This window comes from Yersinia intermedia, assembly GCF_900635455.1.
Classification (GTDB): domain Bacteria; phylum Pseudomonadota; class Gammaproteobacteria; order Enterobacterales; family Enterobacteriaceae; genus Yersinia; species Yersinia intermedia.
In genome coordinates this window covers 3,799,412-3,826,261 of record NZ_LR134116.1, presented here as the reverse complement: position 1 = coordinate 3,826,261, position 26,850 = coordinate 3,799,412, and the positions used below count along the sequence as shown (strand labels likewise).

The window sequence follows — 26,850 nt, the reverse complement described above, 5'->3', positions numbered from 1 at the left end:
AGTTCACCTCCTTACGGATTATCAACGTTTGGCCGTTAAGGCATCCAGCAGATACTGTGGCAAGGCAAAGCTGCCGACATGAATAGCTGGGTTATAGTAGCGGCAGGTCAGGCCCGCATTGGCAAAACGCTGTTGCAGGGTGGGCAGATCTAACAGACGCAGCGATGGGTTCTGAGTTGCCCAAGCGAAGGTCATGATACCGCCGTAATATGTCGGAATTGCTGCCTGATAAAAACTAACATCGCTGAAATAGTGACTAAGCTTATTGTGGCTATCCACGGCTTCATCCTGTTGTAGGAAGCAGACACCGTTTTGTGCCACAAAAATGCCGCCTTGGTTCAGGCTACGGGCGCATCCCTCGTAGAAAGCGGAGGTAAACAGGCTTTCCCCTGGGCCGATGGGGTCGGTACAGTCGGAGATGATAACATCGAATTTTTCAGTGGTCTGGTTAACGAAGTTAACACCATCATCAATAACCAATGTGAACCGCGGATCATCATAGGCACCCGCACTGTGATTTGGCAGATATTGGCGGCAGAACGCCACAACACCGGCATCAATTTCCACCATGGTAATCTGTTCGATATTTTTATGGCGGCTGACTTCGCGCAGCATCGCACCATCGCCACCACCAATGATAAGCACCTTTTTCGCCTGACCGTGGGCCAGTAAAGGCACATGAGTCATCATTTCGTGATAGATAAACTCATCGCGCTCAGTGGTTTGAACCACGCCATCCAGTGCCATGACACGGCCCAGCACGGGATTGTCAAAAATCACCAGATCCTGATGCTCGGTTTTCTCGCGGTACAGCACATTTTCTACTGAAAAATACTGGCCGAAATTGGCATGTAATGTTTCATACCATAGTTCTTTCTGTGACATGTTCGGGGCTTCTCCTTCGCAGTAACAGCCATGAAAAATGGGGGCAACATCATAGCCAACTCTGGATGAGGTTGCACGGTGGAATTACAGACTGAAAGGGTAAAGGCGGGATCGTTAGTTTGCGTAAGCCAATAAACTCAAAGAGTCACGGGCCAGAGACTTGCATTTGGTAGGAACTGGAATAGCGATACCACGCAGGTCGCGATAGCTATCTTCGCCTAACGCTTTCATATTAAAGCTATTGTAGTTACGCAGATCCCAACGATTTTGTTGAGCAAAATAGACGATAGCCCGCTTAATTTCGTTATTGGGTAATTCGTTATAACCACAATCATTTTTCAGATAGACAAATACCGCAGTCAGATCCGCAAGATCTTCTGCTTCGGATTCACTTAATGCAGAACTGGCGGATGAAAATCCGCACAGAGTAAGCAGCAGCATAACTAACGTTGTTCTTTTCATAGCGGAAACAGGCTTATTTATTGTTAACAGACGTTATCACACTGTGATGGTCCAGAGTAAATTTTATTATGCCCTTTATACTTGAACGCAGGGGGAGTTACGTTCGTATCCGCGCCAGGTAAGAGCACTGTAAACAGCGTTTAAATCCACTGATGGCAGATTTGTCACCCGAATCACTTACTTTACGTGGATTGATTCACCGAGTGATTGATTACATCTTGACCTTCCAGTAAGGGGAGGGTTTAAGCTCACAGACTGCTGTTTTTGTGTCTTGCAGGCACCCACTTATTATACAGAATGGAGACGACCATGCATCGCCGTGATTTTATCAAATTAACGGCAGCTCTTGGAGCCGCCACTTCACTACCTTTATGGAGCCGCGCGGCCTTAGCCGCAGATTTCTCACCGCTCCCTATTCCACCTTTGCTCCAGCCCGATGCCCATGGAAAGATTAACCTGAATATCCAGACCGGTACGGTGGCCTGGTTGCCTTCCGCCGCGACGCAGACCTGGGGCTATAATGGTAATCTATTGGGGCCAGCCATCCGTTTGCAACGAGGCAAACCGGTCACTATTGATGTCACCAACTCCCTACCAGAAGCGACCACGGTGCATTGGCACGGTCTGGAAATCCCCGGCGAAGTGGACGGTGGCCCACAGGCACTGATTCAACCCGGCACAACCCGGCAGATTACTTTTAGTGTCGATCAACCCGCGGCTACCTGCTGGTTCCATCCTCACACTCACGGGAAAACTGGCCATCAGGTGGCCATGGGGTTAGGTGGGTTGGTACTGATTGATGACAGTGATAGCGAAAAACTTCCTCTGCCGAAGCAGTGGGGTGTAGACGATATCCCCGTTATTTTACAGGATAAATTACTGGGTAAAGATGGGCAGATTGACTATCAGTTAGATGTGATGACTGCGGCTGTTGGTTGGTTTGGCGATCGGATGTTTACCAACGGGGCACACTATCCGCAGCAAATCACCCCGCGCGGTTGGGTGCGACTAAGACTGCTCAATGGCTGTAATGCCCGCTCCCTTAATCTGGCTCTCAGCGATGGCCGCCCGATGTATGTGATTGCCAGCGACGGTGGCTTACTGGCCGAACCGGTAGCCGTGCGTGAGTTACCTATATTGATGGGCGAACGTTTTGAGGTGCTGGTAGATACCGCTGATGGCAAGCCGCTTGATCTGGTTACCTTGCCGGTGAAACAGATGGGCATGACGTTGGCACCGTTCGATAAACCATTACCAGTATTGCGTATTCAGCCATCACTGGCCGCAGGTAGCAAGGTGTTACCTGATTCGCTGGTTGTGATACCGGCATTAGCCGATGCCGCAGGCCTGCAAGAGCGCTGGTTGCAACTGATGATGGATCCAAAATTGGATATGCTAGGGATGCAAGCGCTGATGAGCCGTTATGGTATGCAAGCCATGGCTGGCATGAACATGGGTACCGGAGCCATGAATGGTATGAGTCACGGCAATATGGCCGGTATGGAGAGCGGCAATATGAAAGGTATGGATCATGGCGCAATGAAAGGCGAGGCGGCTTTTGATTTCAGCCACGCCAATATGATTAACGGTAAAGCATTCTCGATGACTGAACCGGCGTTTGATGCCAAGCTCGGGAAATTTGAGAAGTGGACCGTTTCTGGTGAAGGCGACATGATGTTACACCCCTTCCATGTGCACGGGACACAGTTCCGTATTTTGACAGAAAATGGTAAACCACCAGCAGAGCATCGCCGAGGCTGGAAAGATATTGTGCGAGTGGAAGGTGCGCGCAGTGAGATATTGGTACGTTTTAGTCACCTTGCTCCTGCCAGTACGCCTTATATGGCCCACTGCCATATGTTGGAACATGAAGATACTGGCATGATGCTGGGCTTTACCGTCAGCGCTTAAGGCGTATCAACAGGTTATGTTTGCGGCGGGTGAGTCCGTCGCAACATGGCTCAGGCTATGGTAAACTCAGCGGCTTTCTTCCGGCAAGCAACGTAAAAAAGCGACGTGAATACTTATGAAACACACTGTAGAAGTCATGATTTCCGAACAGGAAGTCAAAACCCGAATTGCCGAATTAGGCCGCCAAATCTCCGAACACTACCGTGACAGTGGCAGTGAAATGGTGCTGGTAGGGTTGCTCCGTGGCTCATTTATGTTTATGGCTGACTTATGCCGTGCTATTGATGTTTCTCATGAAGTCGATTTTATGACGGCCTCCAGCTACGGCAATGGCATGAGCACCACGCGAGATGTGAAAATCTTGAAAGATTTGGATGAAGATATTCGTGGTAAAGATGTGCTGATTGTTGAAGATATAATCGATTCCGGTAATACATTAAGTAAAGTGCGTGAAATTCTGCAATTGCGTGGGCCGAAATCATTAGCTATCTGCACGTTGCTGGATAAACCAGAGCGTCGTGAAGTGCAGGTGCCAGTTGAGTGGGTTGGTTTCACTATTCCTGATGAATTCGTTGTGGGTTACGGTATTGATTATGCCCAGCGCTACAGGCATTTGCCGTATGTAGGCAAAGTCGTGATGTTTGACGAGTGATCAGGAGCGGCTACTGTACGTCGCCATTTTGAGATTACGCAGTACTCAGGATCCTCACGTAGCCTTGATTTATAAAGTCATGGTGTACGCTCCGGTTCTTGCGTGCTGGGCGCACTCAAACTGACTTAGCTCGCTACGCCTTATTTGCCGCTGGTCACTGCACGTCAATATTTTGAGTTCGAGTGTCTTTAGCAGCATTTAGGGATGGGAGAGGGTGTGCTTGAACACCCTCCCTGGCGGCTGTTCAGTCTTTTCTGTTAGGTTGCAGTAACTTTGCCATCGCTTCACGGTAAAGGACTTCAAGGCTACTGAGGCTGGTGGCCGAGACTTTCAAATCAGTCAGTTTGCCATCTTCAATACCATAGACCCAGCCGTGAATCATGGCTTTCTGCCCACGTTTCCAGGCGGAACGGACAATAGTCGAATGACCCAGGTTATAGACTTGTTCCACAACGTTGATTTTACATAACATATCACTGCGTTCTTCTTGTGGTAACTCACCCAGCAGTGAGCTGTGTTTATACCAAAGATCACGAATATGCAGTAACCAGTTATCGATAAGGCCCATCTCTTCACCTTTGATCGCCGCTTCGACACCGCCACAACCAAGGTGACCACAGATAATGATGTGTTCGACCTGTAGAACATCAATAGCGTACTGTACAACCGACAGGCAATTCAGATCCGTATGGATAACCAGATTGGCAACGTTACGGTGAACAAATAATTCACCTGCCTTCAGCCCGGTTAGCTGCTCTGCGGGGACGCGGCTGTCTGAACAGCCAATCCACAGAAAACGGGGTTTCTGGGCTTGCGCCAAGTGCTCAAAAAAATCGGGGTCATCTTTACTGATAGTGTTTGACCAGATGTCATTATTCGCGAGGAGCTTCTCTATTTCTTTCATTAATGTAAATAGCCTGTAATGAACGGATTGCGATAAGATAATATACGGCAAGGATGACGATTTTGAAATCGGAACAGTGGCCCTGTTGATCGCGCAATTTTCGTCTGCGTAATATCTTCTCGGTATCTCTACACATGATCCCTTTTGCTCCCCGTAACTTGCCCTGATAGGTGGGTTAAGCAAGGCATAGACATGCTGTTATCGCTGAGAAACTCATAGAATAAGGTTCTTTTTTACTTATGACATATGCACTGGAAATAACGCAACTGACCAAAACCTATGCTGGCGGCGTTCATGCGCTGCGTGGCATTGATCTGCACGTAGAGGCAGGTGACTTTTATGCCTTGCTTGGGCCGAATGGCGCGGGTAAATCTACCACCATTGGCATTATCAGTTCATTAGTGAACAAAACGTCCGGTAAGGTGCAGGTCTTTGGTTATGATATTGATAGTGATATCGTGAATGCCAAACGCCAACTTGGGTTAGTGCCACAGGAGTTTAACTTCAACCCATTCGAGACGGTGTTGCAAATTGTGATTACCCAAGCTGGGTATTACGGTGTCACACGGCGCGAAGCGTTGCAACGTGCGGAGAAATATCTCACTCAGTTGGATTTGTGGAGCAAACGCAATGAGCGGGCTATCCGGCTGTCGGGCGGGATGAAGCGCCGTTTGATGATTGCCCGTGCGCTGATGCATGAGCCAAAGTTGCTGATCCTCGATGAACCTACTGCTGGGGTGGATATCGAGTTGCGCCGCTCAATGTGGGGGTTCCTGAAAGAGCTGAATGCGCAGGGGACTACCATCATTCTGACTACCCACTATCTGGAAGAAGCAGAAATGCTGTGCCGTAACATTGGCATTATCCAAAATGGTGAGTTGGTGGAAAATACCACCATGAAACAGTTGCTTGGCAAACTTGAGTCAGAAACCTTTATTTTTGATTTAGGTATTAAAAGCCCGCTACCTAAGCTGGAAGGTTATAGTTATCGCCTGACGGACACCTCAACGTTGGAGGTTGATGTTAAGCGTGAGCAAGGTCTGAATGGTTTATTCAGTCAACTGAACGCTCAGGGTATTCAGGTACAAAGTATGCGTAACAAGGCCAACCGTCTGGAAGAGTTATTTGTCACCTTGGTTAATGGTAACGGGGGAGAGAAAGCATGACCCGCCTTTATTGGGTAGCATTACAGAGTATTTGGATCAAAGAAATCACGCGATTTGCACGTATCTGGATTCAAACACTGGTACCACCGGTGATAACCATGTCGCTCTATTTCGTTATTTTCGGTAACCTGATTGGTGCCCGAATTGGTGATATGGGCGGTTTTGATTATATGCAATTTATCGTTCCCGGCCTGATTATGATGGCGGTGATCACCAACTCATATGCTAACGTCGCGGCATCGTTCTTTGGTGCTAAATTCCAGCGCAGTATCGAAGAGTTGCTGGTAGCACCGGTCCCCACACATATTGTGATTATTGGTTATGTCGGCGGTGGGGTCGCCCGTGGGATCTGTGTCGGTATTCTGGTAACGATTATCTCGCTGTTCTTCGTACCGTTGCATGTCCACTCTTGGTCAATGATTGCTCTGACATTGATGCTGACGGCCATTCTGTTTTCCCTCGGTGGGTTACTGAATGCGGTATTTGCCAAGACGTTCGATGATATCAGCCTGGTACCTACTTTTGTGCTAACCCCCTTGACGTATCTGGGCGGGGTCTTTTACTCACTATCATTACTGCCACCATTCTGGCAGGCGGTATCGAAGCTAAACCCCATTGTGTACATGATCAGCGGCTTCCGTTATGGGTTCCTCGGTATCTCAGATGTACCACTGGTACTGACCATTGGTGTTTTGGTGGTATTCATCGCGGTGTTTTATGCGTGGGCTTGGTATTTGATAGAGCGTGGTCGTGGGCTACGTACCTAATACCCTTCGACCTTGACGTTACAGCGGTGTTGGCTACGTTCACTTACCCGAATCACTTACTTATGTAAGCTCATCGGGATGCGCTGACTTGCCGCCTTGCTGTAACGCCAATGGCTTTGGGTATTCTTTTCGGCCTTGACGTTACAGCGGTGTTGGCTACGTTCACTTACCCGAATCACTTACTTATGTAAGCTCATCGGGATGCGCTGACTTGCCGCCTTGCTGTAACGCCAATGACTTTGGGTATTCTTTTCGGCCTTGACGTTACAGCGGTGTTGGCTACGTTCACTTACCCGAATCACTTACTTATGTAAGCTCATCGGGATGCGTTGACTTGCCGCCTTGCTGTAACGCCAATGGCTTTGGTTATTAGCAAAGATTGATCGTGAATTATTAGTTAGTTAATTGTTGTTAATGCTGGAATTTAATCGTAATAAATAATGTCTCCATCTAATATCATCTTTCTCAACTTCCTGCGTCTCGTGCTATGCTGGCGCACCGGATTTTCCCCTTTTCAATGCAGCGCCAAATGCGCATAAGTAGAACGATAATGTGGCATAAAAACAGAATAGCTATTGGGATGCTACTCGGTCTTGTCATGTCGGTAATGATACCGGCAACCCATGCAGATCTCTTACCTGATCAAGCAACTCTTACGCCGAAATTTATGGTTGCACAGCGTGATAGCGAAATATACTCACTGGTTGGTGAGAAGGTCATTCCTGTCGGTGAAATTAAAGAAGACCAACTTATCCAGGTTTTGCCAGCTGCTGCAGAATACTATGAATTTAAATTTGGCAATGGTATCGGCTTTATTGATAAAGACGATTTAAAAGATATCAACAAAGAACGAAAAACCAACGATATCTTGGGCGATTTGAATAAACCGCTGCCAAATCAAAATATACTGATCAAGCGTGAAACCCCGGTTTATCTGGCGGCGGATGTGCGCAGCGAGCAGTTTGCTACGCTGGTAGATAACTTGCGCTACCCTATTATAGGTAAGTTGAAAGATCGGTTAGGAAATACTTGGTATCAGGTGAATATCGGCGATCGTTTAGGGTATGTGAGTAGTGCCGATGCTGAAATCGATAATGGCATTCCGATCTTGACCTATCACCATATGTTGAAAAATGAGGAAAATAAACGTTTCCTCAACACATCAACGACCACCTCTGATGCGGCATTCAGTAACCAGATGACCTATCTCAAGCAGACAGGTTACGACACGATTTCGCTCTATCAGCTTGAAGGTTATCTCAATAACAAGATTAATCTGCCCGCGAAAGTTGTCGTCCTGACATTTGATGATGGCCTTAAATCGGTTCACCGCTACGCTTATCCGATTTTGAAAGAAAACGGCTTCCGGGCCACTGCGTTTATTATTTCATCACGCATTAAGCGCCACCCACAAAAATGGAACCCTGACTCATTACAGTTTATGAGTATTTCTGAACTGAAAGAGATTCAGGATGTATTTGATGTTCAGTCTCATACCCATTTTTTACACCGGACTGATAATAAACGTAACCCTATCTTATTGAGCCGTTCTTATCACAATATTGTTTTTGACTTTGAACACTCACGAAGAGCGTTATCTCAATTTAATCCGCACGTAATTTTTCTGTCGTATCCCTTTGGTGGCTTTAACCAAACCGCTATTGATGCCGCAAAGAATGCAGGGTTCCATTTAGCGGTGACTACCATGCAAGGTAAGGTAAAACCGGGCGATAATCCGTATACTCTTAAGCGATTGTATATTTTACGGACTGATTCAATACCGACCATGGCCGCACGTATTGCCAATGAGCCGGGTCAAGTATCGATACCTGCTGCACCGGCGGTGATGGAATCAGATTAGCTGCTGGCTGGTATGATTTTACGGTGTGAAAAAGGCGCTTTTGTTTAAGCGCCTTTTTTATGGTGCAACTACACGTATGAAGGGCAACTAAGCGACTTGAACCGGTACCGCTTTGGCTTTGCGTTGCAGTTGATTCTGGCCTTCAAAATACGCCACTTTAGGGTGGTGCAATCGGGCATCAGCATCAGACATCTGTACGTAGGAACAGATGATCAGCTTATCACCGACACAAGCACAACGTGCTGCGGCACCGTTCACCGAGATAATCCGTGAACCACGTTCGGCGGCGATGGCATAAGTTGAGAAACGCTGACCATTATCAACGTTATAAATATCAATGGCTTCGTATTCCAGAATGCCAGCGGCTTCCAGAAAATCCTGATCGATAGCGCAGGAACCTTCATAGTGCAAATCAGCTTGAGTGACTTTGACCCGATGCAGTTTGCCTTGCAACATAGTGCGTATCATAACTCTTACCTTTGACCCCGGTTATTACCCAGAATAAGTCTGGCATCCTATCCCATCATCGATTGATTTAGGGAGAAGCATCCAGTTTTGCTGATTTTATACCGCTTGTCTATGACTCAGCGATTGAGTGATAAAAACAGGGGTTTAAAACGGGGCTGAGGATAGCTGAACAGGGTTATGTTATCAAACCCACTATCCCATAGTCTCTCGGTTGCTTGTGCCGGTGTTGGTTGCAAAAATAGGGATGCTTTGGTGCAATTATGGGCGGCGATTGAGTATCTATTGGTGCTAATGTTAATGCTTATATTTAATATAAATTCGCTATTCTCACCAGTAATAGCGAAATGTTGCTCTTGGTTATTAGACCCCTTAGGCTGAGAAAATCTATCTTTATATCCTGGTGCTGCGAACTGTTTTAATTGATTAAAGGTTTTTGCTATGTTGCTGCGAATTTCCTCAGGGTTCATTCCATCGGTATTATTCAGAGGATGGTACAGTTGATAGAGACAATCCAATGCTTCAGCCTGATGGGTACAACAGAAAAAGTCCTTTATTCTCTCCCATAGACTCATCAATGGTGATGTTGTGTTTTGCGCTATATTTGCGATGACTGAGTGACTAATCTCAGTGGAAAACAGATGATTTCCAACCCTAATTCCCATCTTCAATCCCCTTTTATTTATGCGATGTATTACATACAAAAGGCAGGGAAAATGCTTTCGGGTTAACACCTTATGTGGTGAAGAATAAAAGGACCAGGGAAGGGGGATATGCGGTGAAAACTGGGCTATACCGGTATTCACCGCAATTAGCGGTTAACTCAGCAAATCAACCTGTTGGTTATCAATCAGGCGCGCTTTACCCAGCCAGGCGGCCATCAGAATAACGGCTTGTTGACTGTCTACGGTTAACGGCTGCAAGGTATGAGCATCACGGATAAACAACTCATCTGGGGTAAAACCGGCATGGCGTAATTGCTCTGCGGTATCAGCCAGCAAATCATCAATCAGCCTTTCGCCCAAGGTCAGTTTCTCGGCCAACGCTTGCATTATCTTATTGAGTTGCGGGGCGATTTTTCGCTCTTCAGCCGTCAGATAGCCATTGCGGGAACTCAGCGCCAGGCCATCTTTCGCCCGCACAATCGGCACCCCGACAATATTGATGTCATAGCCCATATCCGCCACCATTTTACGGATCAGCGCCAGTTGCTGATAATCTTTTTCGCCAAAACAGGCAACATCCGGTTGCACCAGATTGAACAGTTTGCTGACGATAGTCGCGACACCACGGAAATGACCGGGGCGACTGGCACCTTCTAAAATAGTAGACAGGGCAGGGACGTCGACATAGGTCTGGCTTTCCAGACCGGCTGGATAGACATCAACTGCCGCAGGAGCGAATACCAGATCCACACCATGACGGGTCAACTTTTCACAATCTTCCTGCAATGTGCGTGGGTAGCGGACTAAATCATCCGGGCGTTCAAATTGCAGCGGATTAACAAAAATACTCACTACTACCACATCGGCGCGAGCTTTGGCATCTTCCACTAATGTCATATGCCCTTCATGCAGGTTACCCATGGTTGGCACCAGTGCAACTCGCTTACCTTCCTGACGCCAACGGCGAATTTGCTGGCGCAATAGCGGCAGGGTTTCAATAATCAGCATTCCTTGTTCCCCTAAATATTTTATCAACAATAAGTTACTGGAATGTATGTTCTTCCGCTGGATAGGCACCACTTTCAACTTCTTGAATATACAGCTTAATGGCGGCGCGAATATCACCTGCACTTTGTGCCAGGAAATTTTTACTGAATTTAGGGGTATGACCGCCAGTAATGCCCAGCGCATCATGCATAACCAGTATCTGCCCATCAGTGACATTGCCAGCACCAATACCAATCACTGGAATAGCTAACTCTTCGCTAACCCGTTTTGCCAGTTCTACCGGTACGCATTCCAGTACTAATAATTGCGCTCCCGCATTTTCAAGTGCCAGCGCATCTTTCAGTAGTTGGTTAGCGGCAACTTCTTCGCGGCCTTGTACTTTGTAGCCACCGAAAATATTAACTGATTGTGGGGTTAACCCCAGATGGCCACACACCGGTACGGCACGCTCAGCCAGCATGCGCACGGTATCACACAGCCAACTCCCCCCCTCCAGTTTGACCATATTAGCACCGGCGCGCATCAACTCTGCGGCATTGATGAATGTGTGTTCTGGTGTGGCATAACTCATGAAGGGCATGTCTGCCAATAACAGGCAATGAGGCGCGCCACGACGCACTGCACGGGTGTGATAAGCCACATCAGCGGTGGTTACCGGCAGCGTTGAGTCGAACCCTTGTAGCGTCATACCAAGCGAATCCCCCACCAGCAGTACCTCAATACCCTGCTCGGCAAACAACTGGGCAAAACTGGCATCATAGGCGGTCAATGTAGCGAACTTACGCTTTTCTTGTTTCCATTGACGCAAGTGGCTCATGGTGGTGCTTTTCATCACTCTTTCTCCTGAGACAAGGGGTTAAGATGGAGGGGATATCAGATAGGGATATTATGTGTTGAATTTGGCAAGTATGCCTTACCAAGGCACCAGACCATTTTTATCCACGCATTTAAGGCGAGCTGATAATGCCTCGCCATCGGGGAAAATCAGGTCAGGTGCGATATCAGACAGCGGGTAGAGCATGAACTCACGTTCTTTCAGACCATAGTGCGGCACAATCAAGCGATCCGTTGTTATCACCTGTGAGCCATACAGCATAATATCCAGATCCAGCGTTCGTGGCCCCCAGCGCTGTTCTTTTCTTACCCGGCCCTGATTGCGTTCAATGGCTTGGGTATGGTCTAACAGTTGCTCAGGTGGCAGTGATGTATCTAACGCTACCACGGCATTAAGAAAATCCGGCTGATCTTGTGGGCCTAACGGTTTGGTGCGATAAAATGGCGAACATGCAACTAACCGAGTGCGTGGCAGATGATCCAATGCTTCCAGAGCGGTTTTAACCTGTTGCAGTGGCATGGACTGATTACTGCCTAACGCGATATAGACCCGGATCATGATACGAATTATGCCCCTTCTTTGCGTGGCGCTGCTGGCTTACGTGGGCGACGAGGGCGAGAGCGCCTCGGTGCCGGATCAGCCCCTAACGTATTCAACATGGTTTTCTGCTGTAGCGGTGTTGCTTCCTGGAATTCCCCCCACCATTGTGTCAGACGCAGCAATTCATGGTTATTTTCCACTTCAGCCCGCAGTGCTAACAGATCATAGGCTGCACGGAATTTTGGATGCTCCATCAACTTGTGCGCACGTTTACCCTGACGGCGAGACAGGCGCAGTTGCAGTAACCAGATATCGCGTACCAACGAAGTAATACGTTTTGGAACGGCCAACGAACGGCATTCTTCATCCAGCACATCGTTCATTGCCAGTGCAAAAGCATCGTAATACGCTAAACCGCTTTCCTGCGTCAGTTTCTGCGCATGTTCAATCAGCGGATACCAAAGCATAGCTGCAAATAAGAACGCAGGGTTGACGCGTTGATCATTATGCAAACGGTGGTCAGTGTTTTTTAACACTTGAACCAGAATGCGCTCCATCGGCGAGTCATGCAACTCAGTAAAGTTGCGTGCAATCAGCGGGAATAACGGCTGGAACAACTGATATTCACACAGTTTTAAATAGGTTTTATAACCATAACCCGATTGCAACAGTTTGAGTGATTCTTCAAACAGGCGCGCTGGCGGGATCTCGTGCAGTAATGAGGCCAGGCGCGGGATCGGTTCAGCGGTTTCTGGGCTGATCGTCATATCCAATTTGGCGGCAAAGCGCACAGCACGCAGCATTCGCACGGGATCTTCACGGTAACGGGTTTCAGGATCACCAATCAGCCGGATAATACCTTCTTTCAGATCACGCAAACCGCCGGTGTAATCACGCAGGGCAAAATCAGAAATACCGTAGTAGAGGCTGTTAATGGTGAAATCACGCCGTTGAGCATCATCTTCGATTGTGCCGAAAATATTGTCACGCAGCAGCATGCCATTTTGCGCCTGCTGAGAAGAATTCTTGTCGCTATCTTCTGCCGGTTGTTGCTCATGGTGACCACGGAAAGTGGCGACTTCAATGATTTCCGGGCCAAACATAACATGGGCCAGGCGGAAACGGCGGCCAACCAGGCGGCAGTTACGGAACAGTTTCCGCACTTGTTCTGGTGTTGCGCTGGTAGTGATATCAAAATCTTTTGGTTTTTTGCCCAGTAACAGGTCGCGGACGCCGCCGCCAACCAGATAGGCTTCATAGCCTGACTTATTCAGGCGATAGAGAACCTTCAGCGCATTATCGCTGATCTCTCTACGGGAAATATTGTGCTGATCTCGCGGAATAATCGTCATCAGACTCTGTTGTGAAGCAGGCACCGCATGATTCTTGCGGCCAGTATTTGTTCTGGCAGGCCTTTTCTCTTTGCGGGCCACGTTATCTTCACCGGGCACTTTATCTTTACGCGCACTGCCATCACGGGCCGTGTCATCACGGACAGCTTTGTTATCGCGATCTGATTTATCATCGCGAATCAGTACCTTACGGCAGAAATTGGCTACTCGGGTAAAAATGGTACACCTCGATAGTGGCTAATAAATAACAGAACTACAGAAAAACAGCGGCTAATCATAGCTCACCGTGCTTCCTTTGAGAATGCCGTTGTGTTTTCAGTGACTGCCATTGCCCCGTGAAGCGGAATTGCTGCCAACGTCCAATTTTCGACTGCAAAACGTAATAATAACGTTAAATCAAGATCTTGCCAGCATTCTGGCAGTGGTTGATGCAAAAACTTCAATGCATCAACCAAAATCGGGCGCGGATCGCCACCCGGTAGGGGTGTTGCATGGTTTTGCTTGGATAACTTATTACCGTCATGATTCAATGCCAATGGCAAGTGCAAATAGTCGGGAACCGGCTGTTGTAACTGCTGGTAGAGGGCTATTTGGCGCACGGTAGGTTCAATCAAATCAGCCCCACGCACAATCTCAGTCACGCCTTGAAACGCATCATCAACCACGACAGCTAAATTATAAGCAAATAAGCCATCTCTGCGGCGGATAATAAAATCCTCTTGCGCTAGCGCAGATTCAGCATGCAACTCGCCCAGTAATTTATCATAAAAGGCATAAACCGGCTGCGTTTGTCGCAAACGAATGGCGGCACCATCAGCAGGCAAATGACGATCGCGGCAATAACCGTCGTAGAACCCACCTAGCTGTTGAATGCGGCTGCGTGTACATGTGCAGTAATAACTCAAGCCTTGTTGTTGCAACCAGTCTAATGTGGCGCGATAGGCTTCATGACGCTGGGACTGATAGATAACCTGACCATCCCAATGGAGGCCATAGTGATCTAATGCCGTCAGGATACGGGAAGCAGCACCGGGGATTTCTCGAGGGGGGTCAATATCTTCAATGCGAACCAGCCAACTCCCGCGTTGAGCGTGGGCTTGCAGGTAACTCCCAAGTGCGGCAATCAGTGAACCAAAATGTAAATCACCAGACGGGGACGGGGCAAAACGGCCCACGTACTTATGTTGCTGAACGCCGTGTTGCTGAACATAATGTTGCCGAACACTGGGCTGTTGCGTATTGATATCTTCGGACATAAAAAGGGAAGGGAATTCCGCGTAATAGATACGGTGCCGGAGGTGACTCTGGCACCGTGTTATACCCTTCGTATTTGGTGCTGTAGGGCTGTTAGCTACGCCTTTTGCCCGAATAACTTACCGTCGCTCGTTCATCGGGATTATGAGCCTCGTCAGAGGCTCAACTTGCGGGCCAGCACAAGTGCTGTTCAAAATGGTTGATAACCAATTTGTCGTTCGCTTGCTGCTTATCTACAACGCCAATTTCATTGGGTATGCAGTTAGCCTGCCATCTGCTTTTCGCGGATTTCGGCCAAGGTTTTACAGTCAATGCACAAATCTGCAGTTGGCCGTGCTTCCAGACGGCGAATACCAATCTCTACGCCACAAGACTCGCAGAAACCGAAATCGTCATCCTCGACTTTTTTCAGCGTTTTTTCGATCTTTTTAATCAGTTTACGCTCGCGGTCGCGGTTACGAAGTTCAAGACTAAACTCTTCTTCCTGCGCAGCGCGGTCTACCGGATCAGGGAAATTAGCAGCTTCGTCTTGCATGTGCGATACAGTACGATCCACTTCATCCCTGAGCTGGTTGCGCCACGCTTCAAGAATCAGCTTGAAATGCGACAACTGGGCGGCATTCATATACTCTTCGCCTGGCTTCTCTTGGTACGGCTCTACCCCAGCGATGGCGAGAATGCTCAAGGACGAGGTTTTACGTTTTTGCCCTTCTTGCATGATGCTTCTCCTACATTCATACGCACTATCGAAATCCCCAAGACGGGGAAAAATCAGGCCGCTATAAATACCAGAAGGAAGGTAGGTTAGCAATTATTCCTGTCGCCTGCTTGACAATGGTGTGAAGGAAGGCGTATTTGGCGAACAACTTTCTCCAATAATCGCTTCTTTATTCAGCGCTTGTTGGTGAGAGCGTTTCGGCCAGTAATAACGGTAAGCGGGCGTCCAGCGCAATACCGTCAGGCGATAGTTGAAAACCGTAGCAAATAACCTCCACTCCTGCTTGCTGAGCCTGGGCCAGCAATTCTGCATAGCGATTGTCAATGTGTCGGGCCGCAGCGACTTGCCTGATGCCCGTATGCAATACGGCAAAAAAAAGTACCGCCCGGTGACCGCCGGCAACCATGCTTTGTAACTCCCTGAGATGCTTCTGACCCCGTAGGGTGACGGCATCCGGGAAATACCCACACTGTTGCTGTAATAAGGTAACCGACTTGACTTCAATATAGCAGTTAGACCTATTTTCTGCCTGCAATAACAAGTCTATACGGCTGTTCTCGTCTCCATATTTAATCTCTCTTTTGACAGAAGTGTAACCAGATAATTCAACAATATGGTTTTTATCTATCGCAGAGCTGACTAACTCATTGGCACGTAAGGTATTTACACAAATCCAATCACCACTTTGAGTATGCGTTAGTTCCCAACTGTGGGGATATTTGCGTTTCGGGTTATCCGATGTTGAATACCAAACAGTATCTCCGGGTGTCGCGCAACCCGTCATTGCTCCGGTATTAGCGCAATGAATGGTCAATCGTTCTCCTGCGGGTGTCACAATATCAGCTAAAAAGCGTTTATACCGCAGGATAAGTGTGGCGGGCTGTAACCGTGGGTTAAAAGATAACAACTGAGGGTTAGACGTCATCAGGTTTCCTTTCGCCGCTGGCCAGTGGCCAGCTTTGTACCTTGGTATAGCGGGTGCGACCCCGCACCAATACTGACTCGTACAGTGAGAAATGGTCTACGCACAAGCGTTGATTATTGGTTTTAGCCGGTATCACCACCGGGCGGGTAGCACCACGCAACAAAGTCACATGGGGGTGGAATGGCAGTGACGTTTGGGCGCAACCACTGCGTGCTGCCTGAGATCGCAGCAACTGCGCCAACTGCAACAAACCTCGGGGCGGATTTTTACAGCCGAGCCATATCACGCCTGAGCCAGGCCAATGGCCGACATCATCTAAGGTTACGCTGAAGCCAGCCTGGCTGATACGTCCGGCTTGCTGCTGCAATACCTGCGCTTTGGCGGCACTTATCTCGCCAAGGAATGCCAGTGTCAGGTGCATATTAGCGGCCACGATAGGGCGACCAGCCTCTGGTGGGAAGTTAGCCGCCCGCCATTGCACAATATCTTGCTGTATGGCTTCAGGCAGCGTCAGGGCAAAGAACATGCGACGGAGACTTGTTTTAGTTTTATCAACGGTATCTATCATCTGGTTGGCATAATCACTCGGCTAAATACGCTCTACGGCCATGATGTTACAATGACTGACGATGAAAGTAGAGCATGGAGACAAATGTGGTGGTGAACCAGAAAGAGCGTGATGCGACAGTGACTGCTTTGCCAGTAAGTGAAGTGCTCAGCGAGATACTCTCTGCGTTGCAAGCCTCATCGCAAGTCTTACTCCATGCCCCGACCGGCGCGGGGAAATCGACCTGGTTACCGTTGCAAATCCTGCAATACAGTGGGTTGCCGGGGCGGATTATCATGCTGGAACCACGGCGGTTGGCGGCGAAAAATGTGGCTTACCGCCTGGCGCAACAACTGGGGGAGCAACCCGGTCAGACGGTAGGCTATCGGATGCGCGCTGAAAGCAAAAGCGGGCCGGATACGCGTTTGGAAGTGGTGACCGAAGGCATCCTGACACGCATGCTCCAGCAGGATGCTGAGCTAACGGGTGTCTCACTGGTGATCCTCGATGAATTCCACGAACGCAGTTTGCAGGCTGATTTAGCGTTGGCGCTATTGCTGGATGTGCAGCAAGGGCTGCGCGATGACCTGAAGCTGTTAATCATGTCCGCGACTTTGGACAACCAGCGTCTTTCCTCGTTACTCCCTTGTGCGCCAGCCATTGTCTCGGCGGGGCGCAGCTTTCCCGTCGATTGCCGCTATCAGCCGCTATCAAGCCATGAACGGTTTGAGGATGGCGTTGCCAGTCGGGTTAAGCGCTTATTAAATGAGCAATCCGGTTCTTTGTTGCTATTTTTACCCGGCGTCGGTGAAATCCATCGCGTAATGGAGCGCTTGCACGGTGAAGTTGCCAGTGACACAGACCTTTGCCCGCTGTATGGCGCGCTGCCGCTCAGTGAACAGCAGAAAGCGATTCAACCGGCTCTTGCCGGGCGGCGCAAAGTGGTGCTGGCGACTAATATTGCCGAAACCAGTTTGACCATCGAAGGCATCCGGTTAGTCGTGGACAGTGGTTTGGAGCGGGTAGCGTGTTTTGATGTTAAGAATGGCCTGACCCGATTAGTCACCCAGCGTATCAGTCAGGCCTCAATGATTCAGCGTGCGGGGCGTGCCGGGCGGCTGGAACCGGGTATCTGCTGGCATCTGTTTGCGAAAGAGCAGGCCGAGCGAGCGGCACAATACAGTGAACCGGAAATCCTCAACAGCGATTTATGCAGTTTATGGTTGGAACTGCTGAATTGGGGCTGTCAGGATGCGGCGCAACTGAGCTGGCTGGATCAACCGCCACAGGCGGCACTCATCGTCGCGCGTGACTTATTGATGCGGTTAGGGGCTATCGACACCCACGGCCACCTTAGCGCGACGGGGCGCACCATGGCGAGTTTGGGGTGTGAACCGCGTTTGGCGGCCATGTTGTGCTTTGCCGCTGGGCAAAGCCTCGATGCGCTGGCAACAGCGGCATTGCTGGCTGCCATTTTGGAAGAACCTCCCCGTTCTGACCAGATTGATTTACACGATTGGCTTAGTCGGCCGCAATCTCACTGGCAGCGTCGGGCACGGCAATTAACGCAAAGAGTCAACTGCCGTTCAGGTAATGTGGACAGTAATATCGCCGGCCAATTGCTGGCACTGGCTTACCCTGATCGCATCGCGCAGCAGAGGGGGCTGGATGGGCGCTACCTGTTGGCGAACGGTATGGGCGCTGCAATGGCTCAGGATGAGGCGCTATCACGTACTCCCTGGCTGGTGGTTGCCAACTTATTACAAAGCAACAGCGGGCCGGATGCGCGCATTTTGCTGGCATTGCCGATTGATGTTGAACAACTGGTAAAACAATTACCCCGGTTAGTCGACGAGCGGACGGTGGTGGAATGGGATGAAGAAAAGGGTACGCTGCGTGCCTGGCGACGCTGGCAAATCGGGCGTTTGACCTTACGAGCGCAACCGTTAGCCAAGCCGAGCGATGAGGCATTGCAATCGGCGTTACTTAACTGGATACGCGAGCAAGGGTTGCAGGTGCTCAATTGGGATGAACATGCCGAGCAGTTACGCGTTCGATTACAATGTGCTGCCCGCTGGCTACCAGAGGAATCTTGGCCCGCGATGGATGATGACAGTTTGCTGAGTAAACTTGAGCTGTGGCTACAGCCGTCGCTGTCCGGCGTGCGGGCTTTACGTGGATTGCGGCAAGTGAATATTAGCGAGGCATTAACCCGCTTATTGAGCTGGCAGTTACGTCAACGGCTGGATACTGAGCTGCCAACTCATTACACTGTGCCCACGGGGAGCCGCCTGCCAATCCGTTATTATATCGAGCGGCCACCGGTACTGGCGGTGCGTTTGCAGGAGGTCTTTGGTGAACAACACAGCCCGATGCTGGCCTGCGGGCGGGTGGCGGTGGTGCTGGAACTGCTCTCTCCGGCACATCGGCCATTACAGATTACGGGTGATCTAGCCGCTTTCTGGCAAGGGGCGTACCGGGAGGTGCAAAAAGAGATGAAAGGGCGTTATCCCAAACATGTCTGGCCGGATGATCCTGCCAATACCCGGCCAACGCGCAGGACCAAGAAGTATCAGAGCCAATAATTTCAGATGTTTCCCCTTTCTATTCGATAAATTGGGGAACACATTAAGCCGCAATAATCGCCAATGCGCGTGGAGAGAAATACATGTCTGGGGATGACCGCGAGCCAATAGGGCGCAAGGGCAAAAAAGCCTTACCCAAAGCCGCATCGAAACGGCCACTGCGCCGGCGGCGTGATGAAGATGAGTTCGAAGAAGAAGACTATTTAGATGACGAAGAGCACGACGATGATGACTACGATGACGAGGAAGAGCCGATGCCAAGAAAGGTAGCATCACGTCCGCCCCGTAAAAAACGCCGCTGGCTTGGCTTATTTATCAAACTGTTTTTAGTCGGTGCCGTGGTGTTGGCTATTTATGGGGTTTACCTCGATTCGCAAATTCGCAGCCGTATCGATGGCAAAGTTTGGCAACTGCCAGCCGCCGTGTATGGCCGCATGGTTAACCTTGAACCGGGGATGTCCTACAGCAAAAAAGAGATGGTCGATTTGCTGGAAGGGATGCAATACCGGCAGGTTACCCGTATGACCCGCCCAGGTGAATTCACGGTTCAGGGCGATAGTATTGATATCTTGCGCCGCCCATTTGATTTCCCAGATGCGAAAGAGGGCCAGATCCGTGCGCGTTTGGTGTTTAAAAACGATCGTCTGGCCCAAATCCAAAATCTGGATAATCAGCGTGATTTCGGCTTCCTGCGCCTTGATCCTAAGTTGATCACCATGTTGCAATCACCTAACGGTGAACAGCGTCTGTTCGTGCCGCGTGCCGGTTTCCCTGATTTGTTAGTCGATACTTTGCTGGCAACTGAAGACCGCCATTTCTATGAGCACGATGGCATCAGCCCGTACTCCATTGGCCGCGCAGTAGTCGCCAACCTGACTGCCGGTAAAGCGGTACAAGGCGGCAGTACCCTGACGCAGCAATTGGTGAAAAACCTGTTCCTGACCAACGAGCGTTCACTGTGGCGCAAACTTAACGAAGCCTATATGGCTCTGTTGGTGGATTACCGTTACAGCAAAGACCGGATTCTGGAACTGTATCTGAACGAAGTGTATCTCGGCCAAAGTGGTAGTGATCAGATCCGTGGTTTCCCGCTGGCGAGCTTGTATTACTTTGGTCGCCCGGTAAATGAACTGAGTCTTGATCAGCAAGCCATGCTGGTGGGCATGGTGAAGGGGGCATCGCTGTATAACCCATGGCGTAACCCAACGCTGGCACTTGAACGCCGCAATCTGGTGTTGCGCCTGTTACAGAACCAAGGTGTGATTGACGCAGAACTTTACACCATGCTCAGTGCCCGCCCGTTGGGGGTACAGCCCAAAGGCGGTGTGATTACTCCTCAGCCAGCCTTTATGCAGATGGTTCGCCAGGAGCTGCAACAGAAACTGGGGGACAAGATTAACGATCTGTCTGGTGTGAAGATCTTCACCACACTGGATCCAGTTTCACAAGATGCAGCAGAAAAAGCCATTGAAGACGGCATTCCGGCGCTGAAAGCCGCTCGTCATTTGGATGATCTGGAAGCGGCGATGGTGATTGTTGACCGCTTCAGTGGTGAAGTTCGTGCCATGGTGGGCGGCGCACAGCCGCAGTATGCAGGCTTTAACCGTGCAATGCAGGCTCGTCGTTTAGTCGGTTCTCTTGCCAAGCCACCCACTTATCTGACGGCATTGAGTGAGCCAGATAAATACCGCCTTAACACTTGGTTATCTGATCAACCGTTGTCGATCAAATTACCGAACGGTTCATCATGGCAGCCAAAAAACTATGATCGCCAGTTCCGTGGTCAGGTGATGTTGGTTGATGGGCTGGCTAACTCGCTGAACGTGCCGACGGTCAATTTAGGCATGTCAGTTGGGCTGGATCAAATCAGCGCCATGTTGCAGCGATTAGGGATCCCGAAAGCTGCTATTACTCCAGTTCCAGCCATGTTATTGGGGGCGATTGACCTGACTCCAGTTGAAGTGGCACAGGAGTATCAGACTATCGCCAGTGGCGGTAACCGTGCACCGTTATCGGCGGTGCGTTCGGTTATTGCCGAAGATGGCACCGTGCTGTATCAGAGCTTCCCGCAGGCGGAACGCATGGTACCTGCTCAGGCGGCCTATTTGACACTTTATGCGATGCAACAAGGGGTGGCCCGTGGGACATCTCGTTCGCTGTCGGTGAAATTCTCCAAATACACACTGGCGGCCAAAACCGGTACCACCAACGACCTGCGTGATAGCTGGTTTGCCGGTATTGATGGCAAGGAAGTGGCGATTGCCTGGGTTGGGCGTGACAATAACGGCCCGGCAAAACTGACCGGTGCCAATGGTGCACTAACCTTGTATCGCCGCTATTTGGAGAACCAGACTCCGCTGCCATTGGTGTTGCAACCACCGGAAGGGATTAGCGAAATGAGCATTGACTCGGCGGGTAACTTTGTCTGTGGCGAGGCTGGTGGTATGCGCACTATTCCTGTCTGGACTGAGAATCCACAAGGGTTGTGTAAGGCGGCTCAGCCCGCTTCACAACCGCAAGCCGAAGGCGATGGCGTCGCGGGCTGGATAAAAGATATGTTCGGCCAGTAACATTCAACCCACTGGCACGGTTATCGCGACCGTGCCAGTTTATTCATGCTCCACACCCCACTGTTTTGCCTCTGCACTTTATCCTCTCATTTCTTACTACTCAATCGACTGGCTTAGCGCTTGCAGTTCGTCGCAGGTTACGCATAAACTACCTGCTTTGATAATTATTTCACTTTGATAATTATTATCGTTTCGATTCACTTTCTCGCTATTTTTCGATAACGTTCGGGTCGCAATAATTGTTAAACCCGTTAACTTTTAATCGCAGGGCACCATCTTGGACCAACAGGCAAGCCAATCCAGCACTTTTATCCTCCGTGAGCTGAGTTTTTCGGTTCCCGGCCGAACCTTATTACAGCCACTGTCACTGACATTCCCACAAGGTAAAGTCTGCGGGCTTATCGGCCATAATGGTTCCGGTAAATCAACACTATTGAAAATGCTGGGTCGCCATCAGCCACCATCAAGTGGCGAAGCCTTACTCAATGATGTGCCACTAGCACTGTGGGACAGCAAAGCGTTTGCCCGCGAGGTTGCTTACTTGCCACAACAGCTACCGGCGGCTGAAGGGATGACGGTGCGCGAATTGGTGGCAATAGGCCGCTATCCGTGGCATGGCGCGTTGGGCCGTTTTCGTCAGGAAGATCGCCAACAAGTAGAAGAGGCTATTGCGCTGGTTGATTTAAAACCCTTGGCTAGTCGATTGGTTGACAGCTTATCCGGTGGCGAACGGCAGCGTGCCTGGTTAGCCATGCTGGTGGCGCAAAATAGCCGCTGCCTGTTGCTCGATGAGCCGACTTCGGCACTGGATATTGCCCACCAGGTAGAAGTCTTAGGGTTAATTCAACGTCTCAGCCGTGAACGCGGGCTGACGGTCATTGCCGTGTTGCATGATATTAATATGGCTGCCCGTTATTGCGACCATTTGGTGGCATTGCGTGGCGGGGAGATGATTGCACAAGGGGCGGCTGACAGCCTGATGCAGGGAGAAGTATTGGCGCAAATCTACGGTATCCCAATGGGGATATTACCGCATCCGGCCGGTGGTGCGCCGGTAAGCTTCGTGTACTAATGACAGCTCATTTATCCATGGTTGAATCCCATTGCTCGATGCCAGATCACTCCCGGCGCAGACTGCTTACCGCATTAGCATTATCGCCGTTACTGCTGTCATTGCCCGGCTGGGCGCAGAATAGCGGCAAGATTGATGTCAATAGAGTTGTCACATTAGAGTGGTTACCCACTGAGTTACTGTTGGCATTGGGGGTTACGCCTTATGGTGTGGCTGATACCCATAATTACCGCTTATGGGTTGAAGATCCTAAATTGCCTGCCAGCGTTATTGATGTGGGCCAGCGCACTGAGCCTAATCTGGAACTGCTACAGCAAATGGCACCGTCGCTAATCCTGATGTCGCAAGGCTTTGGCCCTTCGCCGGAAAAACTCGCGCCTATCGCTCCCTCGATGAGTTTTGCCTTTAATGAAGCGGGCAGTTCACCGCTGGTGGTTGGTCGGAACTCATTACGCACGCTCGGCCAACGGCTAGGGCTAGAAACGGTTGCGGAGCAGCATATTGCTGACTTTACTCACTTTATGCAGGTAGCTCGTCAACGTTTGTATCAGACCCGCCAGGCACCACTACTGATGTTTACTCTGCTGGACACTCGCCATGCGCTGGTTATCGGCAAAGGCAGCCTATTCCAGGATGTATTGGACCAACTGAATATTGAAAATGCCTGGCAGGGAGAAACCAATCTCTGGGGTAGCTCAGTCGTGGGTATTGAACGTTTAGCGGCCATAAAACAGGGCCGCGCCATCTGCTTTGATCATGGTAATCGTGAAATGTTACAACAGGTTGCTCGCACACCGTTGTGGCAATCCATGTCGTTTGTGCGTCAAAACCAATTACGAATAGTGCCGCCGGTGTGGTTCTACGGCTCCACGTTGTCTGCCATGCGTTTTGTGCGTCTTTTGGCGCAGGCATGGGGTAACGCATCATGATGGCAACCCATCCGCGCAAGAGCGGGTTACTGCCCGCAGGCTTACTTGGGCTGTTATTGATAATTGCTGTGGCACTGACGCTATATAATCTGCGCCAATTATTGCCCGTTTCATTATGGGCCGAAGCGTTGTGGCGGCCAGACAACGATGATGTGCGCCAGATGTTATTCCATTACAGCCAGCTACCGAGGTTGGTTGTCGCACTGCTCACCGGTGCGGGGTTAGGGTTAGTTGGTGTTCTATTCCAGCAAGTGTTGCGTAACCCATTGGCCGAACCCGCCACACTCGGTGTCGCGGCGGGTGCCCAACTTGGGCTGACCGTCGCGACACTATGGATGCTACCCGGTGGCGAATTGACTCGCCAACTGGCAGCAATGGCCGGTGGTATGATCATCGGTGCGTTGGTATTTGGTGTCGCCTGGGGGAAGCGCCTCTCGCCAGTCACCCTAATTTTGGCCGGTCTGGTTCTTGGCTTGTACTGTGGTGCAGTTAATGGTCTGTTGGCACTATTTAACTATGACCAGTTGCAGGGGCTGTTCTTATGGAGCAGTGGCGCACTGAATCAGCAGGATTGGAGTACGGTGCAATTTATTCTGCCACGCTTGGTGATTACCTGCATATTGGCAGCTTTACTGATACGTCCATTAACCCTATTGGGGCTAGATGATGGTATTGCTCGTAATCTGGGATTGGGGTTATCACTGGCGCGGTTGAGTGCGCTGGGTGTAGCAATTATTTTCAGTGCGATGTTAGTTAATGCAGTCGGAGTCATTGGGTTTATCGGTCTATTTGCGCCGCTGTTGGCGAAAATTTTTGGCGCTCGGCGGTTATCTCAGCGCTTGATTCTGGCACCGATAGTCGGGGCGTTGCTGCTCTGGGTTACCGATCAGATCATCATCTGGCTGACGCAAGTCTGGCGGGAGATCCCTACCGGTGCGGCGACCGCCTTGATCGGTGCGCCACTACTGTTGTGGCTACTGCCACGGTTACATAGTGCTACCGCACCTAATATGGATTTTGGCGATAATGTTCCCGCTGAACGGCAGCATTTGGGATTATGGCTAAGTGGTGGTTTGCTGTTACTGCTGGCAGGGTTGACGGTAGCGCTTATGTTGGGTCGCGATAGCCAGGGCTGGCATTGGATTACCGGTGATGAACTTCAGGCAGTGTTACAGTGGCGCTGGCCACGTGTGCTCGCGGCATTATCGGCCGGTATGATGCTGGCGGTAGCGGGGACCTTAATCCAAAAACTGACGGGCAACCCAATGGCTAGCCCCGAAGTTCTGGGTATCAGCTCTGGCGCTTCTTTCGGCGTGGTAGTCATGATGTTTATTGTGCCAGGTAATGCGTTGCTATGGTTGTTGCCCGCCGGGAGCTTAGGGGCTGCGGCTACGTTATTGTTGATTCTGGTCGTTGCTGGTCGTGGCGGGTTTTCTCCAGGCAGAATGCTCTTGGCAGGGATAGCACTGAGCACCGCCTTTACCACGGTAATCACTATGTTACTGGCCAGTGGCGATCCACGTATGCGCGGCTTGCTGGCGTGGATTTCTGGCTCTACCTACTCGGTTAATGGCACGCAGGCAGTAACAACCGGTTTAGTTGCTTTGGTGCTGATTGCATTAGCGCCACTGTGCCGCAGATGGTTAATGATTTTGCCATTGGGCAGTGTCACCGCCAGAGCACTGGGTATGGCGCTTGCACCTAGCCGGTTAGCCATTTTGTTATTGGCTGCTATTTTAACCGCCGCTGCTACCCTGACGGTTGGGCCTTTAAGTTTTGTCGGGCTGATGGCACCACATATGGCGCGTATGCTGGGCTTTCGCCGAGTCATTCCACAACTGTTTATCGCGGCTATTTTAGGTGGGTTGCTGATGGTATTTGCCGACTGGTGTGGCCGTATGCTGTTGTTCCCGAACCAAATCCCCGCCGGGTTGTTGGCAACATTTATTGGCGCTCCTTACTTTGTTTATTTATTGCGTAAACAAGGGCGGTAAGCGTTTATTATGTCAATAATCTGCTTCGGTTGAAGATGGATTCTGAACCGTAGTTAGATTTTTATCAAACATATCATCGAGCTATTAATTATGAGCCGATGATATGGAGGATATTGGATTGGTTTATAGTAATATCATTTAATAATTATTATATTTAAAATCATTATAAATAAAAAATATCATATGCATGGTTAATTATATTTAAACTCAACTCAGTTAAATTTAATAAATAATAAAGTATTGCTCATGAGTTTTTATATGGTAGTGTGAAAAAATCAGGCAGAAAAATCATCGAGTTCCTTAGGCGCTAATTGTGATTATCAATTTGATAGTTACCTGTATATTATCAAGCTAAATAATGTAATGTAAATTATTTTTAAGTTATTAGTTTGTCTGATTATTCTACTCATTATTTAGTGGTAATTAAATTGGAGAGAAATAAGATGACTGAATTAATTCATCAAAGAAATAGGTCTTTCTTGTATGGTGTTGATGATAGGTTATTGATTAATATATTATTAATATATGGCCTAATAGTGACGGCTTTTGGTGCGTTACTCATTTCCGGTGTGTTAACTTCTTCTCTGAAGACGCACATTGATACTGTTCAACCAGTAACCCGTAATATAATAGATTATCAGCCAGTTAACGTTAAAATGCCTACACTCCCTATGGGGCCAAGTTGGAATGGCAGTAGTGGTGGTGATATTCCACAGCATGTGGCAATATCAGAATTACTTTATACCGTTAATCGGCATTAAATTAATTAAACACATTTAGCCT

24 protein-coding genes are annotated in these 26,850 nt (G+C 49.5%); 11 read left to right on the top strand and 13 right to left on the bottom strand.

Translation table 11 applies throughout. The features are described 5' to 3' along the window. Positions 1-21: 21 nt before the first annotated feature. Positions 22-885, bottom strand: a complete 864-nt coding sequence (gene speE / locus EL015_RS17575; RefSeq protein WP_005181497.1) for a polyamine aminopropyltransferase — start codon at positions 883-885, stop codon at positions 22-24. Between the two features lie 114 nt (positions 886-999). After that, the gene (locus EL015_RS17570) at positions 1,000-1,347 is read right to left on the bottom strand and encodes a YacC family pilotin-like protein (protein WP_032898327.1); all 348 of its coding nucleotides are present in this window, start codon (positions 1,345-1,347) and stop codon (positions 1,000-1,002) included. 309 nt (positions 1,348-1,656) lie between these two features. On the opposite strand from EL015_RS17570, the gene cueO reads away from it, so the two are divergent. After that, a complete protein-coding gene (cueO, locus tag EL015_RS17565; RefSeq protein WP_005181502.1) occupies positions 1,657-3,258 on the top strand; it encodes a multicopper oxidase CueO in 1,602 nt (533 codons plus the stop codon). A gap of 115 nt (positions 3,259-3,373) precedes the next feature. Continuing rightward, the gene (gene hpt / locus EL015_RS17560) at positions 3,374-3,910 is read left to right on the top strand and encodes a hypoxanthine phosphoribosyltransferase (protein ID WP_005167149.1); all 537 of its coding nucleotides are present in this window, start codon (positions 3,374-3,376) and stop codon (positions 3,908-3,910) included. Between the two features lie 244 nt (positions 3,911-4,154). Here the strand turns inward: hpt and can are convergent, their stop codons facing one another. Continuing rightward, a complete protein-coding gene (gene can, locus EL015_RS17555; protein WP_005181509.1) occupies positions 4,155-4,814 on the bottom strand; it encodes a carbonate dehydratase in 660 nt (219 codons plus the stop codon). Positions 4,815-5,053: 239 nt separating this feature from the next. Between can and EL015_RS17550 the strand changes: the two genes are divergently transcribed. From EL015_RS17550 to EL015_RS17540, 3 genes are all read left to right on the top strand, one after another. Then, a complete protein-coding gene (locus EL015_RS17550) occupies positions 5,054-5,980 on the top strand; it encodes an ABC transporter ATP-binding protein (protein WP_005181512.1) in 927 nt (308 codons plus the stop codon). After that, positions 5,977-6,747: an ABC transporter permease gene (locus EL015_RS17545; protein WP_032905468.1), complete on the top strand. Its 771-nt coding sequence runs from the start codon at positions 5,977-5,979 to the stop codon at positions 6,745-6,747. The genes EL015_RS17550 and EL015_RS17545 overlap by 4 nt, the downstream gene beginning before the upstream one ends. Positions 6,748-7,297: 550 nt before the next feature. Continuing rightward, the gene (locus EL015_RS17540) at positions 7,298-8,608 is read left to right on the top strand and encodes a polysaccharide deacetylase family protein (protein ID WP_032905469.1); all 1,311 of its coding nucleotides are present in this window, start codon (positions 7,298-7,300) and stop codon (positions 8,606-8,608) included. Positions 8,609-8,695: 87 nt separating this feature from the next. On the opposite strand, the gene panD is transcribed toward EL015_RS17540, so the two are convergent. The 10 genes from panD to thpR form a co-directional block, all read right to left on the bottom strand. Continuing rightward, positions 8,696-9,076: an aspartate 1-decarboxylase gene (gene panD / locus EL015_RS17535; RefSeq protein ID WP_032905470.1), complete on the bottom strand. Its 381-nt coding sequence runs from the start codon at positions 9,074-9,076 to the stop codon at positions 8,696-8,698. A 116-nt stretch (positions 9,077-9,192) separates the two neighbouring features. Continuing rightward, the gene (locus EL015_RS17530; RefSeq protein ID WP_032905471.1) at positions 9,193-9,738 is read right to left on the bottom strand and encodes an SGNH/GDSL hydrolase family protein; all 546 of its coding nucleotides are present in this window, start codon (positions 9,736-9,738) and stop codon (positions 9,193-9,195) included. Positions 9,739-9,891: 153 nt separating this feature from the next. Continuing rightward, on the bottom strand, positions 9,892-10,746 hold the full coding sequence (gene panC / locus EL015_RS17525; protein ID WP_005181534.1) for a pantoate--beta-alanine ligase: 855 nt from the start codon (positions 10,744-10,746) through the stop codon (positions 9,892-9,894). Positions 10,747-10,780: 34 nt separating this feature from the next. Further along, complete coding sequence (gene panB, locus EL015_RS17520; protein ID WP_005181535.1) at positions 10,781-11,578, bottom strand: 3-methyl-2-oxobutanoate hydroxymethyltransferase; 798 nt, start codon at positions 11,576-11,578, stop codon at positions 10,781-10,783. An 81-nt stretch (positions 11,579-11,659) separates the two neighbouring features. Beyond that, entirely contained in the window at positions 11,660-12,139 is a 480-nt protein-coding gene (gene folK / locus EL015_RS17515; RefSeq protein WP_005181536.1) for a 2-amino-4-hydroxy-6-hydroxymethyldihydropteridine diphosphokinase, read from the bottom strand. An 8-nt stretch (positions 12,140-12,147) separates the two neighbouring features. Further along, positions 12,148-13,473 carry a polynucleotide adenylyltransferase PcnB gene (gene pcnB, locus EL015_RS17510; RefSeq protein ID WP_230678691.1) on the bottom strand — a complete coding sequence of 442 codons (1,326 nt, stop codon included), beginning with the start codon at positions 13,471-13,473 and terminating at the stop codon, positions 12,148-12,150. A 281-nt stretch (positions 13,474-13,754) separates the two neighbouring features. Continuing rightward, positions 13,755-14,729 carry a tRNA glutamyl-Q(34) synthetase GluQRS gene (gene gluQRS / locus EL015_RS17505; protein ID WP_005181540.1) on the bottom strand — a complete coding sequence of 325 codons (975 nt, stop codon included), beginning with the start codon at positions 14,727-14,729 and terminating at the stop codon, positions 13,755-13,757. 260 nt (positions 14,730-14,989) lie between these two features. Next, a complete protein-coding gene (gene dksA, locus EL015_RS17500) occupies positions 14,990-15,445 on the bottom strand; it encodes an RNA polymerase-binding protein DksA (RefSeq protein WP_002209354.1) in 456 nt (151 codons plus the stop codon). A 169-nt stretch (positions 15,446-15,614) separates the two neighbouring features. Beyond that, complete coding sequence (sfsA, locus tag EL015_RS17495) at positions 15,615-16,370, bottom strand: DNA/RNA nuclease SfsA (RefSeq protein ID WP_032905472.1); 756 nt, start codon at positions 16,368-16,370, stop codon at positions 15,615-15,617. Beyond that, entirely contained in the window at positions 16,360-16,938 is a 579-nt protein-coding gene (gene thpR, locus EL015_RS17490) for an RNA 2',3'-cyclic phosphodiesterase (RefSeq protein ID WP_032905473.1), read from the bottom strand. Before thpR ends, sfsA begins: the two co-directional genes overlap by 11 nt. Positions 16,939-17,012: 74 nt before the next feature. Here thpR and hrpB point away from each other — a divergent pair, with 74 nt between their 5' ends. The 6 genes from hrpB (at position 17,013) to EL015_RS17460 (ending at position 26,828) form a co-directional block, all read left to right on the top strand. Continuing rightward, positions 17,013-19,502 (top strand): ATP-dependent helicase HrpB, encoded by a 2,490-nt coding sequence (gene hrpB, locus EL015_RS17485; RefSeq protein WP_005181554.1) that lies wholly within the window; start codon positions 17,013-17,015, stop codon positions 19,500-19,502. 83 nt (positions 19,503-19,585) lie between these two features. After that, the gene (gene mrcB / locus EL015_RS17480) at positions 19,586-22,072 is read left to right on the top strand and encodes a bifunctional glycosyl transferase/transpeptidase (protein WP_005181556.1); all 2,487 of its coding nucleotides are present in this window, start codon (positions 19,586-19,588) and stop codon (positions 22,070-22,072) included. Between the two features lie 277 nt (positions 22,073-22,349). After that, on the top strand, positions 22,350-23,144 hold the full coding sequence (gene fhuC, locus EL015_RS17475; RefSeq protein ID WP_005181561.1) for a Fe3+-hydroxamate ABC transporter ATP-binding protein FhuC: 795 nt from the start codon (positions 22,350-22,352) through the stop codon (positions 23,142-23,144). Beyond that, positions 23,144-24,073 (top strand): Fe(3+)-hydroxamate ABC transporter substrate-binding protein FhuD, encoded by a 930-nt coding sequence (fhuD, locus tag EL015_RS17470; RefSeq protein WP_032905475.1) that lies wholly within the window; start codon positions 23,144-23,146, stop codon positions 24,071-24,073. Before fhuC ends, fhuD begins: the two co-directional genes overlap by 1 nt. Continuing rightward, complete coding sequence (fhuB, locus tag EL015_RS17465; RefSeq protein WP_080547889.1) at positions 24,070-26,067, top strand: Fe(3+)-hydroxamate ABC transporter permease FhuB; 1,998 nt, start codon at positions 24,070-24,072, stop codon at positions 26,065-26,067. The genes fhuD and fhuB overlap by 4 nt, the downstream gene beginning before the upstream one ends. A 443-nt stretch (positions 26,068-26,510) precedes the next feature. Then, on the top strand, positions 26,511-26,828 hold the full coding sequence (locus EL015_RS17460) for an E492 group microcin (RefSeq protein WP_032905476.1): 318 nt from the start codon (positions 26,511-26,513) through the stop codon (positions 26,826-26,828). The last annotated feature ends 22 nt before the right edge of the window (positions 26,829-26,850 follow it).